Annotated in this window: 12 protein-coding genes; 1 reads left to right on the plus strand and 11 read right to left on the minus strand. The window is 56.7% G+C overall.

Features of this window, described 5'->3' with window-relative positions:
- The 4 genes from ABJP42_RS19230 to rpsL form a co-directional block, all read right to left on the minus strand.
- Nucleotides 1–231, minus strand: a 231-nt coding sequence (locus tag ABJP42_RS19230) for a GTP-binding protein (protein ID WP_348340059.1), incomplete at its 3' end; no start/stop codon positions are given.
- Between the two features lie 63 nt (nt 232–294).
- The gene (gene fusA / locus ABJP42_RS19235; RefSeq protein WP_348343321.1) at nt 295–2412 is read right to left on the minus strand and encodes an elongation factor G; all 2118 of its coding nucleotides are present in this window, start codon (nt 2410–2412) and stop codon (nt 295–297) included.
- Between the two features lie 21 nt (nt 2413–2433).
- The gene (gene rpsG / locus ABJP42_RS19240) at nt 2434–2904 is read right to left on the minus strand and encodes a 30S ribosomal protein S7 (RefSeq protein ID WP_009810699.1); all 471 of its coding nucleotides are present in this window, start codon (nt 2902–2904) and stop codon (nt 2434–2436) included.
- A gap of 15 nt (nt 2905–2919) precedes the next feature.
- Nucleotides 2920–3291: a 30S ribosomal protein S12 gene (gene rpsL / locus ABJP42_RS19245; protein WP_005621086.1), complete on the minus strand. Its 372-nt coding sequence runs from the start codon at nt 3289–3291 to the stop codon at nt 2920–2922.
- A gap of 364 nt (nt 3292–3655) precedes the next feature.
- Between rpsL and ABJP42_RS19250 the strand changes: the two genes are divergently transcribed.
- Entirely contained in the window at nt 3656–4465 is an 810-nt protein-coding gene (locus ABJP42_RS19250) for a putative rhamnosyl transferase (protein WP_348343325.1), read from the plus strand.
- On the opposite strand, the gene ABJP42_RS19255 is transcribed toward ABJP42_RS19250, so the two are convergent.
- From ABJP42_RS19255 to ABJP42_RS19285, 7 genes are all read right to left on the minus strand, one after another.
- Nucleotides 4462–5328 (minus strand): DMT family transporter, encoded by an 867-nt coding sequence (locus ABJP42_RS19255; RefSeq protein ID WP_348343327.1) that lies wholly within the window; start codon nt 5326–5328, stop codon nt 4462–4464. The two genes, ABJP42_RS19250 and ABJP42_RS19255, sit on opposite strands and share 4 nt — an antisense overlap.
- A 3-nt stretch (nt 5329–5331) precedes the next feature.
- On the minus strand, nt 5332–6138 hold the full coding sequence (locus ABJP42_RS19260; protein ID WP_348343329.1) for a glycosyltransferase: 807 nt from the start codon (nt 6136–6138) through the stop codon (nt 5332–5334).
- 185 nt (nt 6139–6323) lie between these two features.
- Nucleotides 6324–10565: a DNA-directed RNA polymerase subunit beta' gene (rpoC, locus tag ABJP42_RS19265; RefSeq protein WP_348343331.1), complete on the minus strand. Its 4242-nt coding sequence runs from the start codon at nt 10563–10565 to the stop codon at nt 6324–6326.
- Between the two features lie 280 nt (nt 10566–10845).
- Nucleotides 10846–14982 carry a DNA-directed RNA polymerase subunit beta gene (rpoB, locus tag ABJP42_RS19270; RefSeq protein ID WP_348343333.1) on the minus strand — a complete coding sequence of 1379 codons (4137 nt, stop codon included), beginning with the start codon at nt 14980–14982 and terminating at the stop codon, nt 10846–10848.
- Nucleotides 14983–15245: 263 nt separating this feature from the next.
- Complete coding sequence (rplL, locus tag ABJP42_RS19275) at nt 15246–15617, minus strand: 50S ribosomal protein L7/L12 (protein ID WP_348343335.1); 372 nt, start codon at nt 15615–15617, stop codon at nt 15246–15248.
- 81 nt (nt 15618–15698) lie between these two features.
- Nucleotides 15699–16217, minus strand: a complete 519-nt coding sequence (rplJ, locus tag ABJP42_RS19280; RefSeq protein WP_348343337.1) for a 50S ribosomal protein L10 — start codon at nt 16215–16217, stop codon at nt 15699–15701.
- A gap of 284 nt (nt 16218–16501) precedes the next feature.
- The gene (locus ABJP42_RS19285; RefSeq protein WP_348343339.1) at nt 16502–17437 is read right to left on the minus strand and encodes a glycosyltransferase family 2 protein; all 936 of its coding nucleotides are present in this window, start codon (nt 17435–17437) and stop codon (nt 16502–16504) included.
- Between the last annotated feature and the right edge of the window lie 22 nt (nt 17438–17459).

Consider the following 17459-nt stretch of genomic DNA (forward strand, 5'->3'; position numbering starts at 1 on the left):
GCAGTCGACGTGCGCGTAGTGGCGGGTCTCGGTTTCATACTCAACGTGGGCTGTCGAGATGGTGATGCCGCGGGCTTTTTCTTCGGGTGCGCCATCGATCTGATCGTAGGCTTTGAAGTCACCAAAGTATTTGGTGATCGCGGCGGTCAGTGTGGTTTTACCGTGGTCAACGTGGCCGATTGTGCCGATGTTGACGTGCGGCTTATTGCGTTCAAACTTTTCCTTAGCCATGATGGCCTCCTTTTTGATTGAGGAAGGCCCGCGACACGCGCGAACCCTCCAATATCTTGTCGCTTACGCGAATTTCGCCTGAATTTCGTCCGAGATGTTCTGCGGCACTGGATCGTAGTGCGAGAACTGCATGGTGAACTGGGCACGGCCCGAGCTCATCGAACGCAGGGTATTGATGTAGCCGAACATGTTCGCCAGCGGCACGTTTGCTTCGATAGCAATCGCGTTGCCACGTGGCTCCTGGCCGGAGACCTGGCCCCGACGGGAGGTCAGATCGCCAATGATACCGCCGGTGTATTCTTCCGGGGTGATCACTTCCACTTTCATGATTGGCTCAAGCAGCTTGGCGCCAGCCAGACGCATGCCTTCGCGCATACACATCCGTGCGGCGATTTCAAAGGCCAGAACGCTGGAGTCAACGTCGTGGAACTTACCGTCGATCAGAGCAACCTTGAAGTCGATCACAGGGAAGCCAGCAAGCGGGCCAGAATCCATCACCGAGTTGATGCCTTTTTCGACACCTGGGATGTATTCCTTTGGAACCGCGCCACCAACGATGCGGGATTCGAAGGAATAACCTTCGCCTGCTTCGGTGGGGGAGATGATCATCTTCACTTCGCCGAACTGACCCGAACCACCAGACTGTTTCTTGTGGGTATAGGTATGTTCAACTTCGTGACCGATGGTCTCACGATAGGCAACCTGAGGCGCACCAATGTTGGCTTCAACCTTGAATTCCCGCTTGAGACGGTCAACCAGGATGTCCAGGTGAAGTTCGCCCATGCCCTTCATGATGGTCTGACCGGACTCGATGTCGGTCTCCACACGGAAGGATGGATCTTCAGCTGCCAGACGACCCAGACCCTGAGACATTTTCTCTTGGTCCGCTTTGGTCTTGGGCTCAACCGCGATCTCGATAACCGGATCAGGGAAGGTCATGGTTTCCAGAACCACCGGTTCACTGGCGGCACAAAGCGTGTCACCTGTGGTGGTGTCTTTCAGACCTGCCAGCGCGATGATGTCGCCCGCGAATGCTTCTGTGATTTCCTCACGGTCATTCGAGTGCATCATCATCATCCGGCCAACACGCTCTTTACGACCTTTGGTCGAGTTCAGCAGAGTGTCGCCCTTGTTCAGGGTACCGGAGTAGATGCGGGTGAAGGTCAGCGAGCCAACAAAGGGGTCGTTCATGATTTTGAACGCCAGACCAGAGAACGCCATGTCATCATCCGCACGGCGGGCAATGTCACGAACTTCATCTTCATCGCCGGGTTTGAAGCCCATGTAATCAACAACGTCCAGCGGGCTGGGCAGATAGTCGATCACAGCGTTGAGCAGCGGCTGAACACCTTTGTTTTTGAAGGCGGAACCACCAAGTACAGGAACAAAGGCCATCTCGAGAGTACCTTTGCGCAGCAGTTTGCGCAGGGTCTCAACGTCGGGCTCTTCGCCTTCCAGGTAGGCTTCCATGGCGTCGTCGTCCATTTCGACGGCAGCCTCGACCATTTTGCCACGCCATTCGTCGGCCAGCTCTTTCAAGCTGTCACGGATAGGAGCTTTGATCCAGGAGGCACCAAGGTCTTCACCCTGCCACAGCCATTCTTCCATGGTGACCAGGTCAACCTGACCTTCCAGCTCGGTTTCTGCACCGATTGGGAAAGCAACAGGAACAGCGGTTGCCCCTGTACGGTCTTCGATCATGTGAACGCAGTTGAAGAAGTCAGCGCCGATTTTGTCCATCTTGTTGACAAAAACCATACGCGGAACCTTGTAGCGGTCAGCCTGACGCCACACGGTTTCGGTCTGAGGTTCAACACCAGCGTTGGCGTCCAGAACACAGACAGCTCCATCGAGAACCGCCAGCGAACGCTCAACTTCAATGGTGAAGTCAACGTGGCCGGGGGTGTCGATGATGTTCAGACGGTGCTTGGGCGTGTCAGCAGTAGAGCCATCTTCGGTGCGTTCCCAGAATGTGGTGGTCGCAGCCGAAGTAATGGTGATACCGCGTTCCTGCTCCTGCTCCATCCAGTCCATGGTGGCTGCACCATCGTGCACCTCACCAATGTTGTGGGACTTGCCTGTGTAGTACAGGATGCGCTCGGAGCAGGTGGTTTTACCTGCATCGATGTGCGCCATGATGCCGAAGTTACGGTAATGGTTGAGTGTATACTCGCGTGCCATTGGTCTAAAGTCCTTTGGAAATTACCAACGATAGTGGCTGAAGGCTTTGTTGGCTTCAGCCATTTTGTGAGTGTCTTCGCGCTTTTTAACAGCAGTACCGCGCGATTGAACAGCATCCATCAGCTCGCCGGCAAGGCGCTCTTCCATGGTGTTTTCATTGCGCTTACGTGCTGCAGTGATCAGCCAGCGGATGGCCAATGCTTCGCGACGCTCGGGGCGAACTTCGACGGGAACCTGGTAGGTTGCACCACCAACACGGCGGGAGCGAACTTCTACCGAAGGCTTAATGTTATCAAGAGCTTCGTGGAAAACTTCCACAGGAGCGCGCTTGATCTTGCCTTCGACGCGGTCAAATGCGTTGTAGACAATTTTTTCTGCAACCGACTTTTTACCGTCGATCATCAGGTTGTTCATGAACTTGGTCAGAACGCGGTCACCAAACTTGGCGTCTGGCAGTACTTCGCGTTTTTCAGCGGCGTGACGACGTGACATATCAGCCTCTCCTTCTTACTTAGGACGCTTCGCGCCGTACTTCGAACGACGTTGTTTACGGTCTTTGACGCCCTGGGTATCCAGAACACCGCGCAGGATGTGGTAACGGACACCGGGAAGGTCTTTTACACGGCCGCCACGGATCAGAACCACAGAGTGCTCCTGAAGGTTGTGGCTTTCACCTGGGATGTAGGAGATCACTTCGAAACCGTTGGTCAGGCGAACCTTGGCAACTTTCCGCATCGCGGAGTTCGGCTTCTTAGGTGTGGTGGTGTAAACACGTGTGCAAACACCGCGTTTCTGTGGGCACTGCTCCAGGTGCATCGACTTAGAGCGCTTTACTTTAGGCTGACGCGGCTTGCGGATCAGCTGTTGGATCGTTGGCATTCCGGTTTTTTCCCCGTTTCGCAACTTTGGTCATGCATGCTCGGATGAGCATACGGCTAGGTCTTCATGCGCTTGAGCGTCCACAAGCGCAAAAACCGCAATCGCTTCCATTCCGAGGTAAGCGACGCGGTGGTTTTTCAGAGGATCCGGGTGATAAAAGTTCCCGGACCTTGGTCCACAACAATATAGATTTCGGCTATAGGGGCGACCCCCGAGTTGCCGGATAAGCGCGCGTATATGGGGAGTCGCGGAGCTTGTCAACTATGGTGCTCGGATGTCGGCTGCCAGGCTGGCTTGCCTGTAGAGAGCTGCCATGCATAGTTGTGCAACAGCCCGCGTTATAGCGCCTTTCAGGAGAAACAACATGCAGGTTATTGGTCTTTGCCGGTTCTCCTACCCCGCCATTGGCGGTTTTCAGGTCGAACATGGCTCAATCGAGGAACGCATTGCCTTTCTTTACAGCGAAGCGCGTCTGGAAGAGCGGTTTCAACTGATGGAAACCATCGCCCTGCCCTGCCTGAAGGCGCAGACCGATCAGGATTTTGAACTGATCATTGTCATTGGCGACAGCCTGCCCGCCCATCACGTGGCGCGGCTGCGGGATCTCTGCGCTGATATTCCTCAGATCACCATCCATGCGGAGCCGCCCAAAAAGCAACGCCAGGTGATGAAGCAGATCCTCAACGCGGCGCGCCGTGATCCCGCCGCGCCTTGTCTGCAGTTCCGCCATGACGATGATGATGCCATCTCGGTGGATTTTGTCGAACGTCTGCGCCAGACGCTTGTGGATTGCCCTGGCCTGGTGGCCAAGAACAAGACCCTGGCGGTTGACTTCAACCGCGGCTACGTCGCCGAACTCGGCCCCGAAGGCATCGCCGCCACCGAGATCCACCGGCCCTATTATGTCGCCTCATTGGGGATGTATGTGCAGGGCAATTGCCCGCTCACAATCATGAACTTTGCCCATGAAAAAATCCTGCGCTTCATGCCAACCATAACAATCAGCGATGCGCCGATGTTTGTACGCAGCCACAATGGCTATAATGACTCGCGGCAGAAAAAGGTAAAACCGGTGCCCGTCGCCCCGATCGATGAGGCGCTGGCCGCCGATTTTGAGGCCCGCTTTGCGCTGAGCCAGGACCATGTCCGCCGGGTCTTTTCCAAAACTGGCTAGGACCGGGCCTGCTGCCGTTCGCGGTACAGGGTGAACAGGCCCGCCGCGACAACGATACTGCCGCCGATCAGCGTCAGCATATCAGGCCAATCGCCAAACACCGCCCAGCCCAGGATCAGCGCCCACAAAAGCCCCGTGTAGCGAAAGGGCGAGACCACGGCGACATCACCCACCCGCATCGCCATGACCGACCCCAGATAGCCCAGCAGGATGATACAGGCCGCCCCGGCCAGCAGTCCCAGCTGGACCGGCGAGGCAGGCTCCCAGTCCTGAAAGAAACTATAGACCACACCAAAAGCCAGCACCGAAAACGAGGCCAGAAGCGTCACCGTCATGGAGGGCACATTGGGTGACATCCGCCGGGTGGAGAGATCCCGCAGGGTGACACAGGCCACCGCCCCCAAGGCATAGATCGAAGCTGCGTCAAAGCCATCGGGGCCGGGCCGGACAATCAGCAACATGCCGCAGAACCCCGCCAGGATCGCCAACATGCGCCGCCAGCCCACTGGCTCCTGAAACAACAGCGCCGCACCAAGGGTCACGGTCAGCGGCAACATCTGCAAAACGGCGGTGATATTGGCAATTGGCATCCGCATCAGCGCGGTCAGAAACAGGAAGGTCGCGCCAGCCTCAGCCAGGCAGCGCAGGGCCACCAAGACCCAGTCACGACGGCTTAGACGGAGCCGCAGACTGCCCTGATACCGCGCCAGCGCATAGATCAGCACTGTGGCCATCACCCCGCGCAGCACCAGGATCTGCGACAGCGGCAGGCTGGTGCCGATCATCTTGACCAGCGTATCATTGAAGGTAAAGGCCGCCATGGCCCCCATCATCAGGAAGGCACCCCTTTGGTTTGGCGTCATGGCTCAGAGCTCCTGTAGGGCGGCCAGGGTCAGGCCAAAATGCTGCTGTAGGCTGGCGTCAATCTCTGCCGCCTCCATGCGGCGGGTGATCCCGGTCTGCGCCGGGTCCGATTTATTGTCCCCGTGGACGGTGCGGATATAGGCCGGCACCTGCATATCCGAATAAAGATTATAGTGCCGCGCTAGCCTGCGATGATTGTATTTGTAGGGGTTGGCTCCGCTGCCCAGGGGCGTCACCAATGCTGTCCCAGCCGACAGGGGTGCCTGCTCAATGGCATCAAAGACCTCCGGTCCGTCCTCGGTGGCCTGCAGATAGAACCCTCGATTATGGGCGATCACAAAGGAACTGTCCGGGGCCTGCAGTGGCAATAGCCCCGCTGCCAGCTGGCGTGTCCGGCGGACAAAATTTAGATCAACCGCATCATCATCATCCAGCCGGAACAGGATCCGGTGGCTGGCGTCATTGCCCGGCACCGAGTCATAGCCCTGTTTCAGCAAGCGATAGTGGTTGCGGGTCCCCACCGGGCGGCAATGGATATGATCATACGGGGCCAAAAGATCCTGCAACCGGTTCAGATAGACCTCGGGCATCGACTTTGCTGTCAGCACCACCAGTTCGAAGTTGCTGTCGCTTTGCCGCAAAAGAGAGGGCAGGCAGAGGTTTTCAAAGACGCTAAAGCGCAGCTCCATCCGGTCCGGGGCAAACAGATGTTTCGCCGTCTGCCGCAGGGTAGGGAAACGTTCGGAATAATAGGTCGGCGTCAGCACTGAAAAGCGCACCAGCCCCACCATTTGCATAGGCTCCGTCATCGCCTTCCCCCCTCAAGACATTCGGAGATCAGTGCCCCCTGCCCTATCCAGATAGTCTATTGGCAGGCGCGGCACAAACCTATGGATCCCGTCGGGGCAAAGCCAGTGTGTTTTGGTGCCGCGCAAAAGAAAACCCCCACACCAGCGGTGCAGGGGTTTCCAAATTTGTCAGGTCGGAGTTGCGATCAATCGCGGCTCTCTGGTGTTTCCACCAGATTATCGAAAGTGTCCCCTGCGAGGTCTTCTTCGACCACAGGCGCGGCCAGGGCAGCGGCGGCTTCGGCCTCTTCACGACGCGCTTCGAGCACTACATTGTCGCGGCCTTGGGCAATCGAACGCACGCGCTGGGTTGCACCACCGGTCCCGGCTGGGATCAGGCGACCAACGATGACGTTCTCTTTCAGACCAACCAGCTTGTCCTTCTTACCCTGAACCGAGGCTTCGGTCAGAACCCGTGTGGTCTCCTGGAAGGAAGCCGCCGAGATGAAGGAACGTGTCTGCAGCGATGCCTTGGTGATCCCAAGCAGGATCGGCGCGCCCTTGGCAGGACGTTTGCTGCGCGACAGCGCTTTTTCGTTGGCTGCCATGAACTCAGCCTTATCGACATGTTCGCCTTTGAGCAGCGTGGTTTCACCCGAGTCCGAGATCTCCCACTTCTGCAGCATCTGACGAACGATGACTTCGATGTGCTTATCGTTGATCTTCACACCCTGCAGGCGATAAACGTCCTGCACTTCGTCGATCATGTAGTTCGCCAGGGCTTCGACGCCCATGATGCCAAGGATGTCATGCGGCGCTGGGTTACCATCCATGATGTAGTCGCCCTTCTGGACGAAGTCACCTTCCGCAACCGGGATGTGCTTGCCCTTGGGCACCATGTATTCGACGGTTTCCAGGCTCTCATCTGCAGGCTCGATCGAGATGCGACGCTTGTTCTTGTAGTCGCGGCCAAAGCGCACGTAACCATCGAGCTCGGCGATGATGGCGTGATCCTTGGGACGACGAGCTTCGAACAGTTCCGCAACCCGTGGCAGACCACCGGTAATGTCCTTGGTCTTGGCGCCTTCACGCGGGATACGCGCAACAACGTCACCAGCCTGAACCGTTTCGTTGTCTTCGACCGACAGAACCGCATCCACAGACATCGGGTAGGTCACCGGGTTGCCATTGTCGAGACGCATAGGCTCGCCATCGGCACCCACCAGAATGATCTCAGGCTTGAGTTCGCTGCCTTTGGGGGCGGCGCGCCAGTCGATCACGATCTTCTGGGTCATGCCAGTGGCTTCATCGGTTTCATCGCGCACAGCGATACCCGAGACCAGGTCGACATATTTGGTCGTACCGGACTTTTCGGCGATGATTGGCAGGGTATAGGGATCCCATTCAAACAGCTTGTCGCCGCGGGCAATTTGCTGACCGGCCTTGACGAAGAGCTTGGAACCATAGCTCAGCTTGTGACTGGCACGTTCCTCACCGTGTTCGTCCTGGATGATCATCTTCATGTTACGACCAACAATCAGAACGTCTCCGTCGGAGTTCTTCAGAGTGTTTTCGTTTTCATAGACGATCTTACCTTCATGGCTGGCTTCCTGGAAGGACTGCTGACCACCCTGGGCAACGCCACCAATGTGGAAGGTCCGCATTGTCAGCTGTGTACCGGGTTCACCGATTGACTGCGCGGCGATGATGCCGACAGCTTCGCCGGTGTTGACCATGGTACCGCGTGCAAGGTCACGACCGTAGCACATGGCGCAGACACCTTCTTCGGCCTCACAGGTCAGCGGCGAGCGAATACGCATTGTCTGAACACCAGCTTCTTCGATGGTGTCGGACAGGCGTTCGTCGATCAGCTGACCGGCGGCCGCCAGGATCTCGTCGGTGCCGGGACGTTTGACGTCTTCGGCGGTGACACGACCCAGGATGCGTTCGCCAAGGCTGGCAACCACTTCACCGTCATTGACCGCAGCCGAAGCCGTGATCGAGTTTTCGGTGCCACAGTCACGATCGCGCACGATGCAATCCTGTGCCACGTCAACCAGACGACGGGTCAGGTAACCCGAGTTCGCGGTTTTCAGAGCCGTATCCGACAGACCTTTACGGGCGCCGTGGGTGGAGTTGAAATACTCCAGAACCGACAGGCCTTCCTTAAAGTTCGAGATGATCGGTGTCTCGATGATATCGCCGTTTGGCTTGGCCATCAGGCCACGCATACCACCCAGCTGTTTCATCTGCGTAACCGAACCACGGGCACCGGAGTGCGCCATCATATAGACCGAGTTTGGTTCCGCTTCCGAGCCATTCTCATGGCGCTTGGCAGTCGAAATCGTGGTCATCATGGCGTCGGTGACGCGGTCGTTACACTTGGACCAGGCATCGACAACTTTGTTGTACTTTTCGCCCTGAGTGATCAGGCCATCCATGTACTGCTGTTCAAAGTCTTTCACCAGGCCGCGTGTTTCATCAACGATGGGCCATTTGGTGTCAGGAACAACCATGTCGTCCTTACCAAAGGAGATACCCGCTTTAAAGGCTTCGCGGAAACCCATGGTCATGATCTGGTCACAGAAGATAACCGACTCTTTCTGCCCGCAGTAACGGTAGACCGTATCGATGACCTGCTGAACTTCCTTCTTACGCAGAAGGCGGTTCACCAGTTCAAACGGCGCCTTGGCGTTCTTTGGCAGCAGAGCGCCCAGCAATACGCGACCCGGCGTGGTTTCAAAGCGCTGCAGCACCTCGTTGCCTTCGTCGTCGATCTGGGTGACCCGTGCCGTCACACGAGAGTGCAGGTGAACTTCACCGGCATCCAGCGCGTGCTGAACTTCTTCCAGAGTACCAAAGATCTTGCCTTCACCGATCATGCCTTCGCGGTCCAGGGTCACATAGTAGAGACCCAAGATCATATCCTGCGACGGAACGATGATTGGCGCGCCGTTTGCAGGCGACAGAACGTTGTTGGTCGACATCATCAGAACACGCGCTTCCAGCTGGGCCTCAAGGCTCAGTGGGACGTGAACAGCCATCTGGTCACCATCAAAGTCAGCGTTGAAGGCCGAGCAGACCAGCGGGTGCAGCTGGATAGCCTTACCTTCGATCAGCGTGGGTTCAAACGCCTGAATACCAAGACGGTGCAGCGTTGGCGCACGGTTCAGCATGACAGGGTGTTCGCGGATGACCTCATCCAGGATATCCCAGACTTCGGGACGTTCTTTTTCCACCAGCTTCTTCGCCTGTTTCACGGTGGAGGACAGACCTTTGGCCTCCAGACGCGAATAGATGAAGGGCTTGAAGAGTTCCAAGGCCATCTTTTTGGGCAGGCCACATTGATGCAGCTTCAGCTCGGGGCCGGTCACAATGACCGAACGACCGGAGAAGTCGACGCGTTTCCCCAAAAGGTTCTGACGGAAGCGACCCTGCTTACCCTTCAGCATGTCGCTGAGCGATTTCAGCGGACGCTTGTTGGCACCGGTGATGACACGACCACGACGACCGTTGTCGAACAGCGCATCCACAGATTCCTGCAACATCCGCTTTTCGTTACGGACGATGATGTCAGGTGCGCGCAGCTCAATGAGACGCTTCAGTCGGTTGTTCCGGTTGATCACACGACGATAGAGATCGTTGAGGTCAGAGGTCGCAAAACGGCCCCCATCCAGCGGCACCAGCGGGCGCAGTTCTGGTGGGATAACCGGGATCACGGTCATGATCATCCACTCTGGACGGTTGCCGGATTCCAGGAAGGATTCGACAACTTTCAGACGTTTGATGATCTTCTTGGGCTTCAGCTCACCGGTGGCCTCGGCCAGCTCGGCGCGCAGGTGTTCTGCTTCGGAATCCAGATCAATGGCCGCCAGCATTTCGCGGATCGCTTCGGCACCGATATTGGCGGTGAAAGCATCCATGCCAAAGGCATCCTGAGCGTCCATATACTCTTCTTCGGTCATCATCTGGCCATAGGTCAGATCGGTCAGACCGGGCTCGATAACAACGTAGTTTTCAAAGTACAGAACACGTTCCAGATCCCGCAGTGTCATGTCCAGCATGAGACCAATGCGCGATGGCAGTGATTTCAGGAACCAGATATGCGCAACGGGTGCTGCCAGCTCGATGTGGCCCATGCGCTCGCGGCGGACCTTTTGCAGGGTAACTTCAACACCACATTTCTCGCAGACAACGCCGCGATACTTCATGCGCTTATATTTACCGCAGAGGCACTCATAGTCTTTGATCGGGCCAAAGATACGGGCACAGAACAGACCATCGCGCTCTGGCTTGAAGGTCCGGTAGTTGATGGTTTCTGGCTTTTTGATTTCGCCATAAGACCAAGACAGGATCCGTTCCGGCGACGCCAGCGAGACTTTGATTTCATCAAAGACCTTGGTGGGCGTCAGCGGGTTGAACGGGTTGTTGGTGATTTCCTGGTTCATTTTGTTGCTCCTTGTCGAGCGGCCACGCCTAGCTGGCTACAGCCAAAGCTAAGATCACCAGGAAGGTGGCGATCAAAACCGACGAAATTTTGGACGTTCTGGATGAGACTTGTTGAAGAAACCCCCTCAACCCCTTCTTGGAAAGGGGGTGAGTAGGATCCCGATATTCCACCAACGTCCTCAGCAGGGCTATCAGCGCACTCGAAAGTACTAGCCCAACTACGGTCAAAAACAGCAGAAGCCAGATTTGACCCATCGTTGGAATACCGGACATCTAGGATCACTCCTCTTCCTCCGCATCCAGGAGTTCCATGTTCAGGCCGAGGCCACGGACTTCTTTGACCAGAACGTTGAAGCTTTCGGGTACGCCCGCTTCAAAGTTGTCCTCGCCCTTGACGATCGATTCATAGACCTTGGTCCGACCGGCAACGTCATCCGACTTAACGGTGAGCATTTCCTGCAGGGTATAGGCGGCGCCATAGGCTTCCAGAGCCCAGACTTCCATTTCCCCGAAACGCTGACCACCAAACTGCGCCTTACCACCCAATGGCTGCTGGGTAACCAGCGAGTATGGACCAGTGGAACGGGCGTGGATTTTGTCGTCAACCAGGTGATGCAGTTTCAGCAGGTACTTGATGCCGACGGTCACAGGGCGGGCAAACTGCTCACCGGTACGACCATCATACAGAACCGACTGACCAGAGCTGTCGAAACCAGCGCGCACCAGCGCGTCGTTTACGTCAGCCTCTTTGGCACCATCAAAGACAGGTGTCGCAATTGGCACACCGCGGGTCACATTGCCTGCCGCCTCAAGAAGGTCGTCTTCGGACATGTCCGCCAGACCTTCTTCATAGACGTTTTCGCCATAGGCATGTTTCATCGCGTCACGAACAGGGGTCAGATCGCCGGAGCGACGGAATTCCTGCAACGCATCATCCACTTGGATGCCCAGACCGCGTGCGGCCCAGCCCATATGCGTTTCAAGAATCTGACCAACGTTCATCCGCGAGGGAACGCCGAGCGGGTTCAGACAGAAATCGACAGGGGTACCATCCTGAAGGAACGGCATGTCCTCCATGGGAACCACTTTCGAGATCACACCTTTGTTGCCGTGACGGCCAGCCATTTTATCACCAGGCTGAAGCTTACGCTTCACAGCGATAAAGACTTTGACCATCTTCATCACACCGGGTGGCAGATCGTCACCACGGCGGACTTTTTCGACCTTGTCTTCAAAACGGGCGTCCAGAGCACGTTTCTGTGCCTCGTACTGCTCGTTCAGGGCCTCAACAACCTTGGCGTCCTGCTCTTCTTCCAGAGCGATCATCCACCACTGGCCACGGCTCAGCTGTGACAGGGCATCTTCGTCAACGGCGGCACCGGTACGGATACCTTTTGGACCTTTGACAGCAGTTTTACCCAGCAGCATGCTGCGCAGACGTGCGTAGATGTTGCGGTCCAGGATCGCGAGCTCATCGTCGCGGTCACGGGCCAGACGCTCAACTTCTTCACGTTCGATCTGCAGCGCACGCTCGTCTTTTTCCACACCATGACGGTTGAAGACGCGGACTTCGACGATTGTGCCGTAGTCACCGGGCTTCACCCGCAGAGATGTGTCACGCACGTCCGAGGCTTTCTCACCAAAGATGGCGCGCAGCAGTTTCTCTTCTGGCGTCATTGGGCTTTCGCCCTTTGGTGTGATCTTGCCGACCAGAATATCGCCCGGTTCAACATCGGCTCCGATGTAAACGATGCCAGCCTCGTCGAGGTTGCGCAGCGCTTCTTCACCAACATTGGGGATGTCACGGGTGATCTCTTCTGGGCCCAGCTTTGTATCACGGGCGGCGACTTCGAATTCTTCGATGTGGATCGAAGTAAAGACGTCGTCCCGGGCGATACGCTCGGAGATCAGGATGGAGTCTTCGTAGTTGTAGCCATTCCAGGGCATGAAGGCCACGACGACGTTTTTACCCAGCGCCAGTTCACCGATATCGGTGGAGGGGCCATCAGCAATAACTTCGCCCTTGCGGACTTCCTGGCCAACACGCACCAGCGGACGCTGGTTGATGCAGGTGTTCTGGTTCGAACGCTGGAACTTGCGCATGCGGTAGATGTCTACCCCTGCGTCGCCCAGTTCGAGATCAGAAGTGGCTCGGATAACGATACGCTGCGCATCAACCTGGTCGATGATACCGCCGCGTTTCGCCATGATCGCCGCACCGGAATCGCGGGCCACAACTTCTTCGATGCCGGTCCCGACCAGCGGGGCCTCGGCGCGCAGAAGTGGAACCGCCTGACGTTGCATGTTCGAACCCATCAGGGCGCGGTTCGCGTCGTCGTTTTCCAGGAACGGAATCAAAGACGCCGCGACCGAGACCAGCTGCTTAGGCGAAACGTCAATCAGATCAACGCTTTCGCTTGGTGCCAGCGTGTAGTCACCGGACTGGCGGGTCGAGACCAGATCGTTCTTGAACTTGCCGTTTTCATCCAGCGAAGCGTTGGCCTGGGCCACAGTGTGGCGCATTTCTTCGGTTGCCGACATGTAGTGAACTTCGTCAGTCACCTGACCTTCGTTCACAACGCGGTAAGGCGTTTCGATGAAGCCATATTTGTTGACGCGGGCAAAGGTCGCCAGTGAGTTGATCAGACCAATGTTCGGGCCTTCCGGCGTTTCAATTGGACACATCCGGCCATAGTGGGTCGGGTGAACATCTCGCACTTCAAAGCCAGCACGCTCGCGGGTCAGACCGCCAGGCCCAAGCGCCGAGAGTCGGCGCTTGTGGGTGACTTCCGACAGCGGGTTGGTTTGGTCCATGAACTGCGACAGCTGCGAAGAGCCGAAGAATTCACGTACCGCAGCCGCGGCGGGTTTGGCGTTGATCAGATCCTGTGGCATCACAGTGTCGATCTCGACAGAAGACATCCGCTCCTTGATCGCACGCTCCATGCGCAACAGACCAACGCGGTACTGGTTTTCCATCAACTCGCCAACAGACCGCACACGACGGTTGCCAAGGTGGTCGATGTCATCGATGCCACCACGGCCGTCACGCAGATCAACCAGGGCCTTGATGCAGGAGACGATGTCTTCCTTGCGCAGGGTCCGCTGGGTGTCTTCGGCGTCCAGGGCCAGACGCATGTTCATTTTCACCCGGCCAACGGCCGAGAGATCATAGCGCTCGCTATCGAAGAACAATGTGTCAAACAGAGCAGAGGCTGCTTCGACGGTGGGCGGCTCGCCCGGACGCATCACACGGTAGATATCCATGAGCGCGGTGTCGCGGCCCATGTTTTTGTCTGCCGCCATGGTGTTGCGCATGTAGGGGCCAACATTGACGTTGTCGATGTCCAGAACAGGAATGTCGGTGATCCCGGCATCCATCAGCTCCTTGACGGTACCGCCAATGATCTCGCCACCCTTGTCGTATTCCATGGTCAGCTCATCGCCAGCCTCAACGTAGATCGCACCGTTCTCTTCGTTGATGATGTCCTTGGCGACAAACTTGCCGATGATATTCTCAAACGGCACCAGAAGATTGGTGATCGCGCCCTCGTCGATCATCTTCTTCACGGCACGCGGAGTGACCTTTTTGCCGGCTTCGGCAAAGACTTCACCAGAAGCCGCGTCAACCAGATCAAAGGTCGGACGGGTGCCACGCACACGATCGGGGAAGAAGGGGGTCACCCAACCACGGCTCTTGTCGAGCGAGTAGTTCACCGTGTTGTAATAGGCATCCATGATGCCTTCCTGGTCCAGACCCAGCGCATAAAGCAGGGTGGTCACAGGCAGTTTGCGGCGGCGGTCAATCCGGGCAAAGACGATGTCTTTGGCGTCGAATTCAAAGTCCAGCCAAGAGCCGCGATACGGGATGATGCGGCAGGCAAACAGCAGCTTACCAGAGGAATGCGTCTTGCCTTTGTCGTGGTCAAAGAACACGCCAGGCGACCGGTGCATCTGGGAAACAATAACGCGCTCGGTGCCGTTAACTACAAAGGTGCCATTGGGGGTCATCAGAGGCATATCGCCCATGAAGACGTCCTGCTCTTTGATGTCCTTCACCGATTTGGCGCCGGTATCTTCGTCGATATCAAACACGATCAGGCGCAGAGTAACCTTCAGCGGTGCTGAATAGGTCATGTCGCGCTGCATGCATTCTTCGACGTCGTATTTGGGCTTCTCGAAGGAATATTTCACGAACTCCAGAACGGAGGTTTCGTTGAAATCCTTGATCGGGAAAACCGACTGGAATACGCCCTTGATGCCCTCGCCGTCGAGCGGCTCTGGGGAATCTCCGGAGCGGAGAAACAGGTCGTATGATGATTTTTGAACCTCAATGAGGTTCGGCATCTCCAGCACTTCGCGGATTTTGCCATAATACTTGCGTAGACGTTTCTGGCCAAGGAACGTTTGAGCCATGTCAGATGTCACCTTTCGAGTTCTCACCGGTCAAGACCACTGCCGGGCCACAGCGCCTTGCCCATACGAGACAGCGGGGTTGGATCTATTCATGGCCACCGTCCCGAATGGCGGCCTCCCGATCCGTTGAACCTCGCCTGAGAAAAGACCACCAACTGGTCCTTGCTGAGACAGATTCGGCTGGACCCGAATTTCTTCGGATCCAGCCTGAAATTTGCAAGGAAAGGTCAGGAAGTCCTGACCAAATCCCCAGACAAAATGGCTTAGGCCACTTCGACTTCGGCGCCAGCTGCTTCCAGCTTGCCTTTGACTTCTTCGGCTTCGTCTTTCGACACGCCTTCTTTGATCTTGCCGCCAGCTTCGACCAGCTCTTTGGCTTCTTTCAGGCCTAGACCGGTGATGCCGCGAACTTCTTTGATCACGTTGATCTTTGACGCGCCGGCGTTCTTCAGAACGACGTCAAATTCGGTTTTTTCTTCAGCTGCTTCGCCACCGGCGTCGCCGGCTGCCATTACAACTGCGCCGCCAGCGGCGGGCTCGATGCCATACTCGTCTTTGAGGATGGTTTTCAGTTCTTGTGCTTCCAGCAGGGTCAGACCCACGATGCTTTCTGCGAGTGCTTTCAGATCAGCCATTGTATCAGCTCTTTCCGTTTTCAGTATGTGTGTTCTAACGCATGGGCTTGTGCCCCACGCCAGTCATTCAGTGCCAACCGCTTACGCAGCTTCCGCCTTCTCTTCGATGGTCGAAAGGATGCTTGCGATATTGCTTGCAGGTGCGCCAATGGCCCCAGCGATGTTGCTTGCAGGTGCGCCGATGCAGCCCGCGATGGAAGCAATAAGCTCCTCGCGCGAAGGCATTTTCGACACAGCTGTAACACCAGCCCGGTCCAGAGCGTTCTCACCCATTGCGCCGCCAAGAATTTCGAATTTCTTGTTCTCTTTGGCGAAATCTTCGGCCACTTTGGCTGCTGCCACAGGGTCCTCAGAATAGGTCAGAACGGTCATCCCTGTCAGCAGGTCAGAAATGCTTTCACACGACTTTCCCTCGAGGGCGATTTTGGCGAGCCTGTTTTTGGCAACACGCACGGCACTACCAGCTTCGCTTGCGCGCGCTCGTAGGTCCTGCATTTCAGCAACTGTCAGACCGACGTAGTGGGAAACCACCACGACGCCAGAGCTTTCGAAGATCTGGCCGAGTTCCTCGACCAATTTCTCTTTCTGGGCTCTATCCACAGTTCTCTCCAAATTTGGGGTGTAAACACCCCGGCTCATTGATGTGCCAGACAAAACTGCCTGGCGTTCAAGTCCGTTTTACAGGGATAGCCAACGTCGCCCGAAGGTATAGAAACCCTCGATCTTTTTTGTCTTTCCCGTCTCAGGAGGGAAATTAAGACCCGATCGACAGGCCACCCACCATCTTGGACGAAATGAAATAAAGCGCACGACGAATCGCACGCTTTACCTCGTGGTCGTATTACTGCCAATTCATGGGATTTCCAAGTGGTAAATAGGCAGTGCTAGCGGTTATTCACCGCGCCATCATCGCCAAAGTGCTTTACGACCAAGGCATCAAGGCCCAAGGCGAGCTCCAAAAGCACCCCCGCCGCGCGCATACGCTGTGCCAGTTCCGCCGATGCGTAGTGCAGCTTCTGGTGCAGGTCACGCAGCGCCGGTTCGGGATCCTCGCCTGCAAGGATCTGCTCGATATGCTGCGCAAGGCCAGGCCTAAAACCGCTGGAGCCAATCCGCCAAAGCAACTTGGCGCGCCAAATATCATAGTCCGCCCCGATCGCATGCAGCAGGTAGCAGCCGCTCTCTGCCCCAAGGAAGACCTCAGGCAACCGGCCAACCCTGCGGCGTTCGGGCCAATGCTGACGCAATCGCAGCGTCGCGTCTCCGCAGCGGGTAAAAGACTTGCCCTGCGGGTGCCCGACCAACCCCATCCGGCGTGGCGGAAACAAAAAGGCGTCTTCCTGATAGACATCACGGCTGGTGTCACGCCCCATGGGTAACCGAAAGGCCTGGCGACTATCGCCGCCCTCCCCGGCCAGCGCCTCAGCGGTGGCCACGCGTACCGAGGTTGTATCCGTTGGCTGGTGCGCCAGTAGGGCCTCGATCTGTCCCTGACTGCAGTACAGAAACTCATCCGCATCGACATTCAGGAACCAGCCCCTGCTCTGCTGCTGATAGAGCCAGGTCATGGCGGCATTTTGCCGTTTAGGAAAGCGAGTCTCATTTTCCATGCCCAAGCCGCGCCAAAAATCTTCGGTACAGGGAATGCAAGCCACCTGCGGATGGTCGGCGAGGAGACTCAGGACCGGATCCTCGGGATTGTCGCACAACAGCGTTACGCGCTGTGCACCCTGCTCCAGGTACCAGGCCGCGAACTTCAGCGTCACCTCTGGAGTTTCATTGAGTATCGCACCGACCTGCCAGGCCTGTTTCTCACCCACAGCTTACCCTCGCCAATATTGC

It is taken from the genome of Pseudophaeobacter sp. (assembly GCF_039971195.1).
Lineage (GTDB): Bacteria > Pseudomonadota > Alphaproteobacteria > Rhodobacterales > Rhodobacteraceae > Pseudophaeobacter.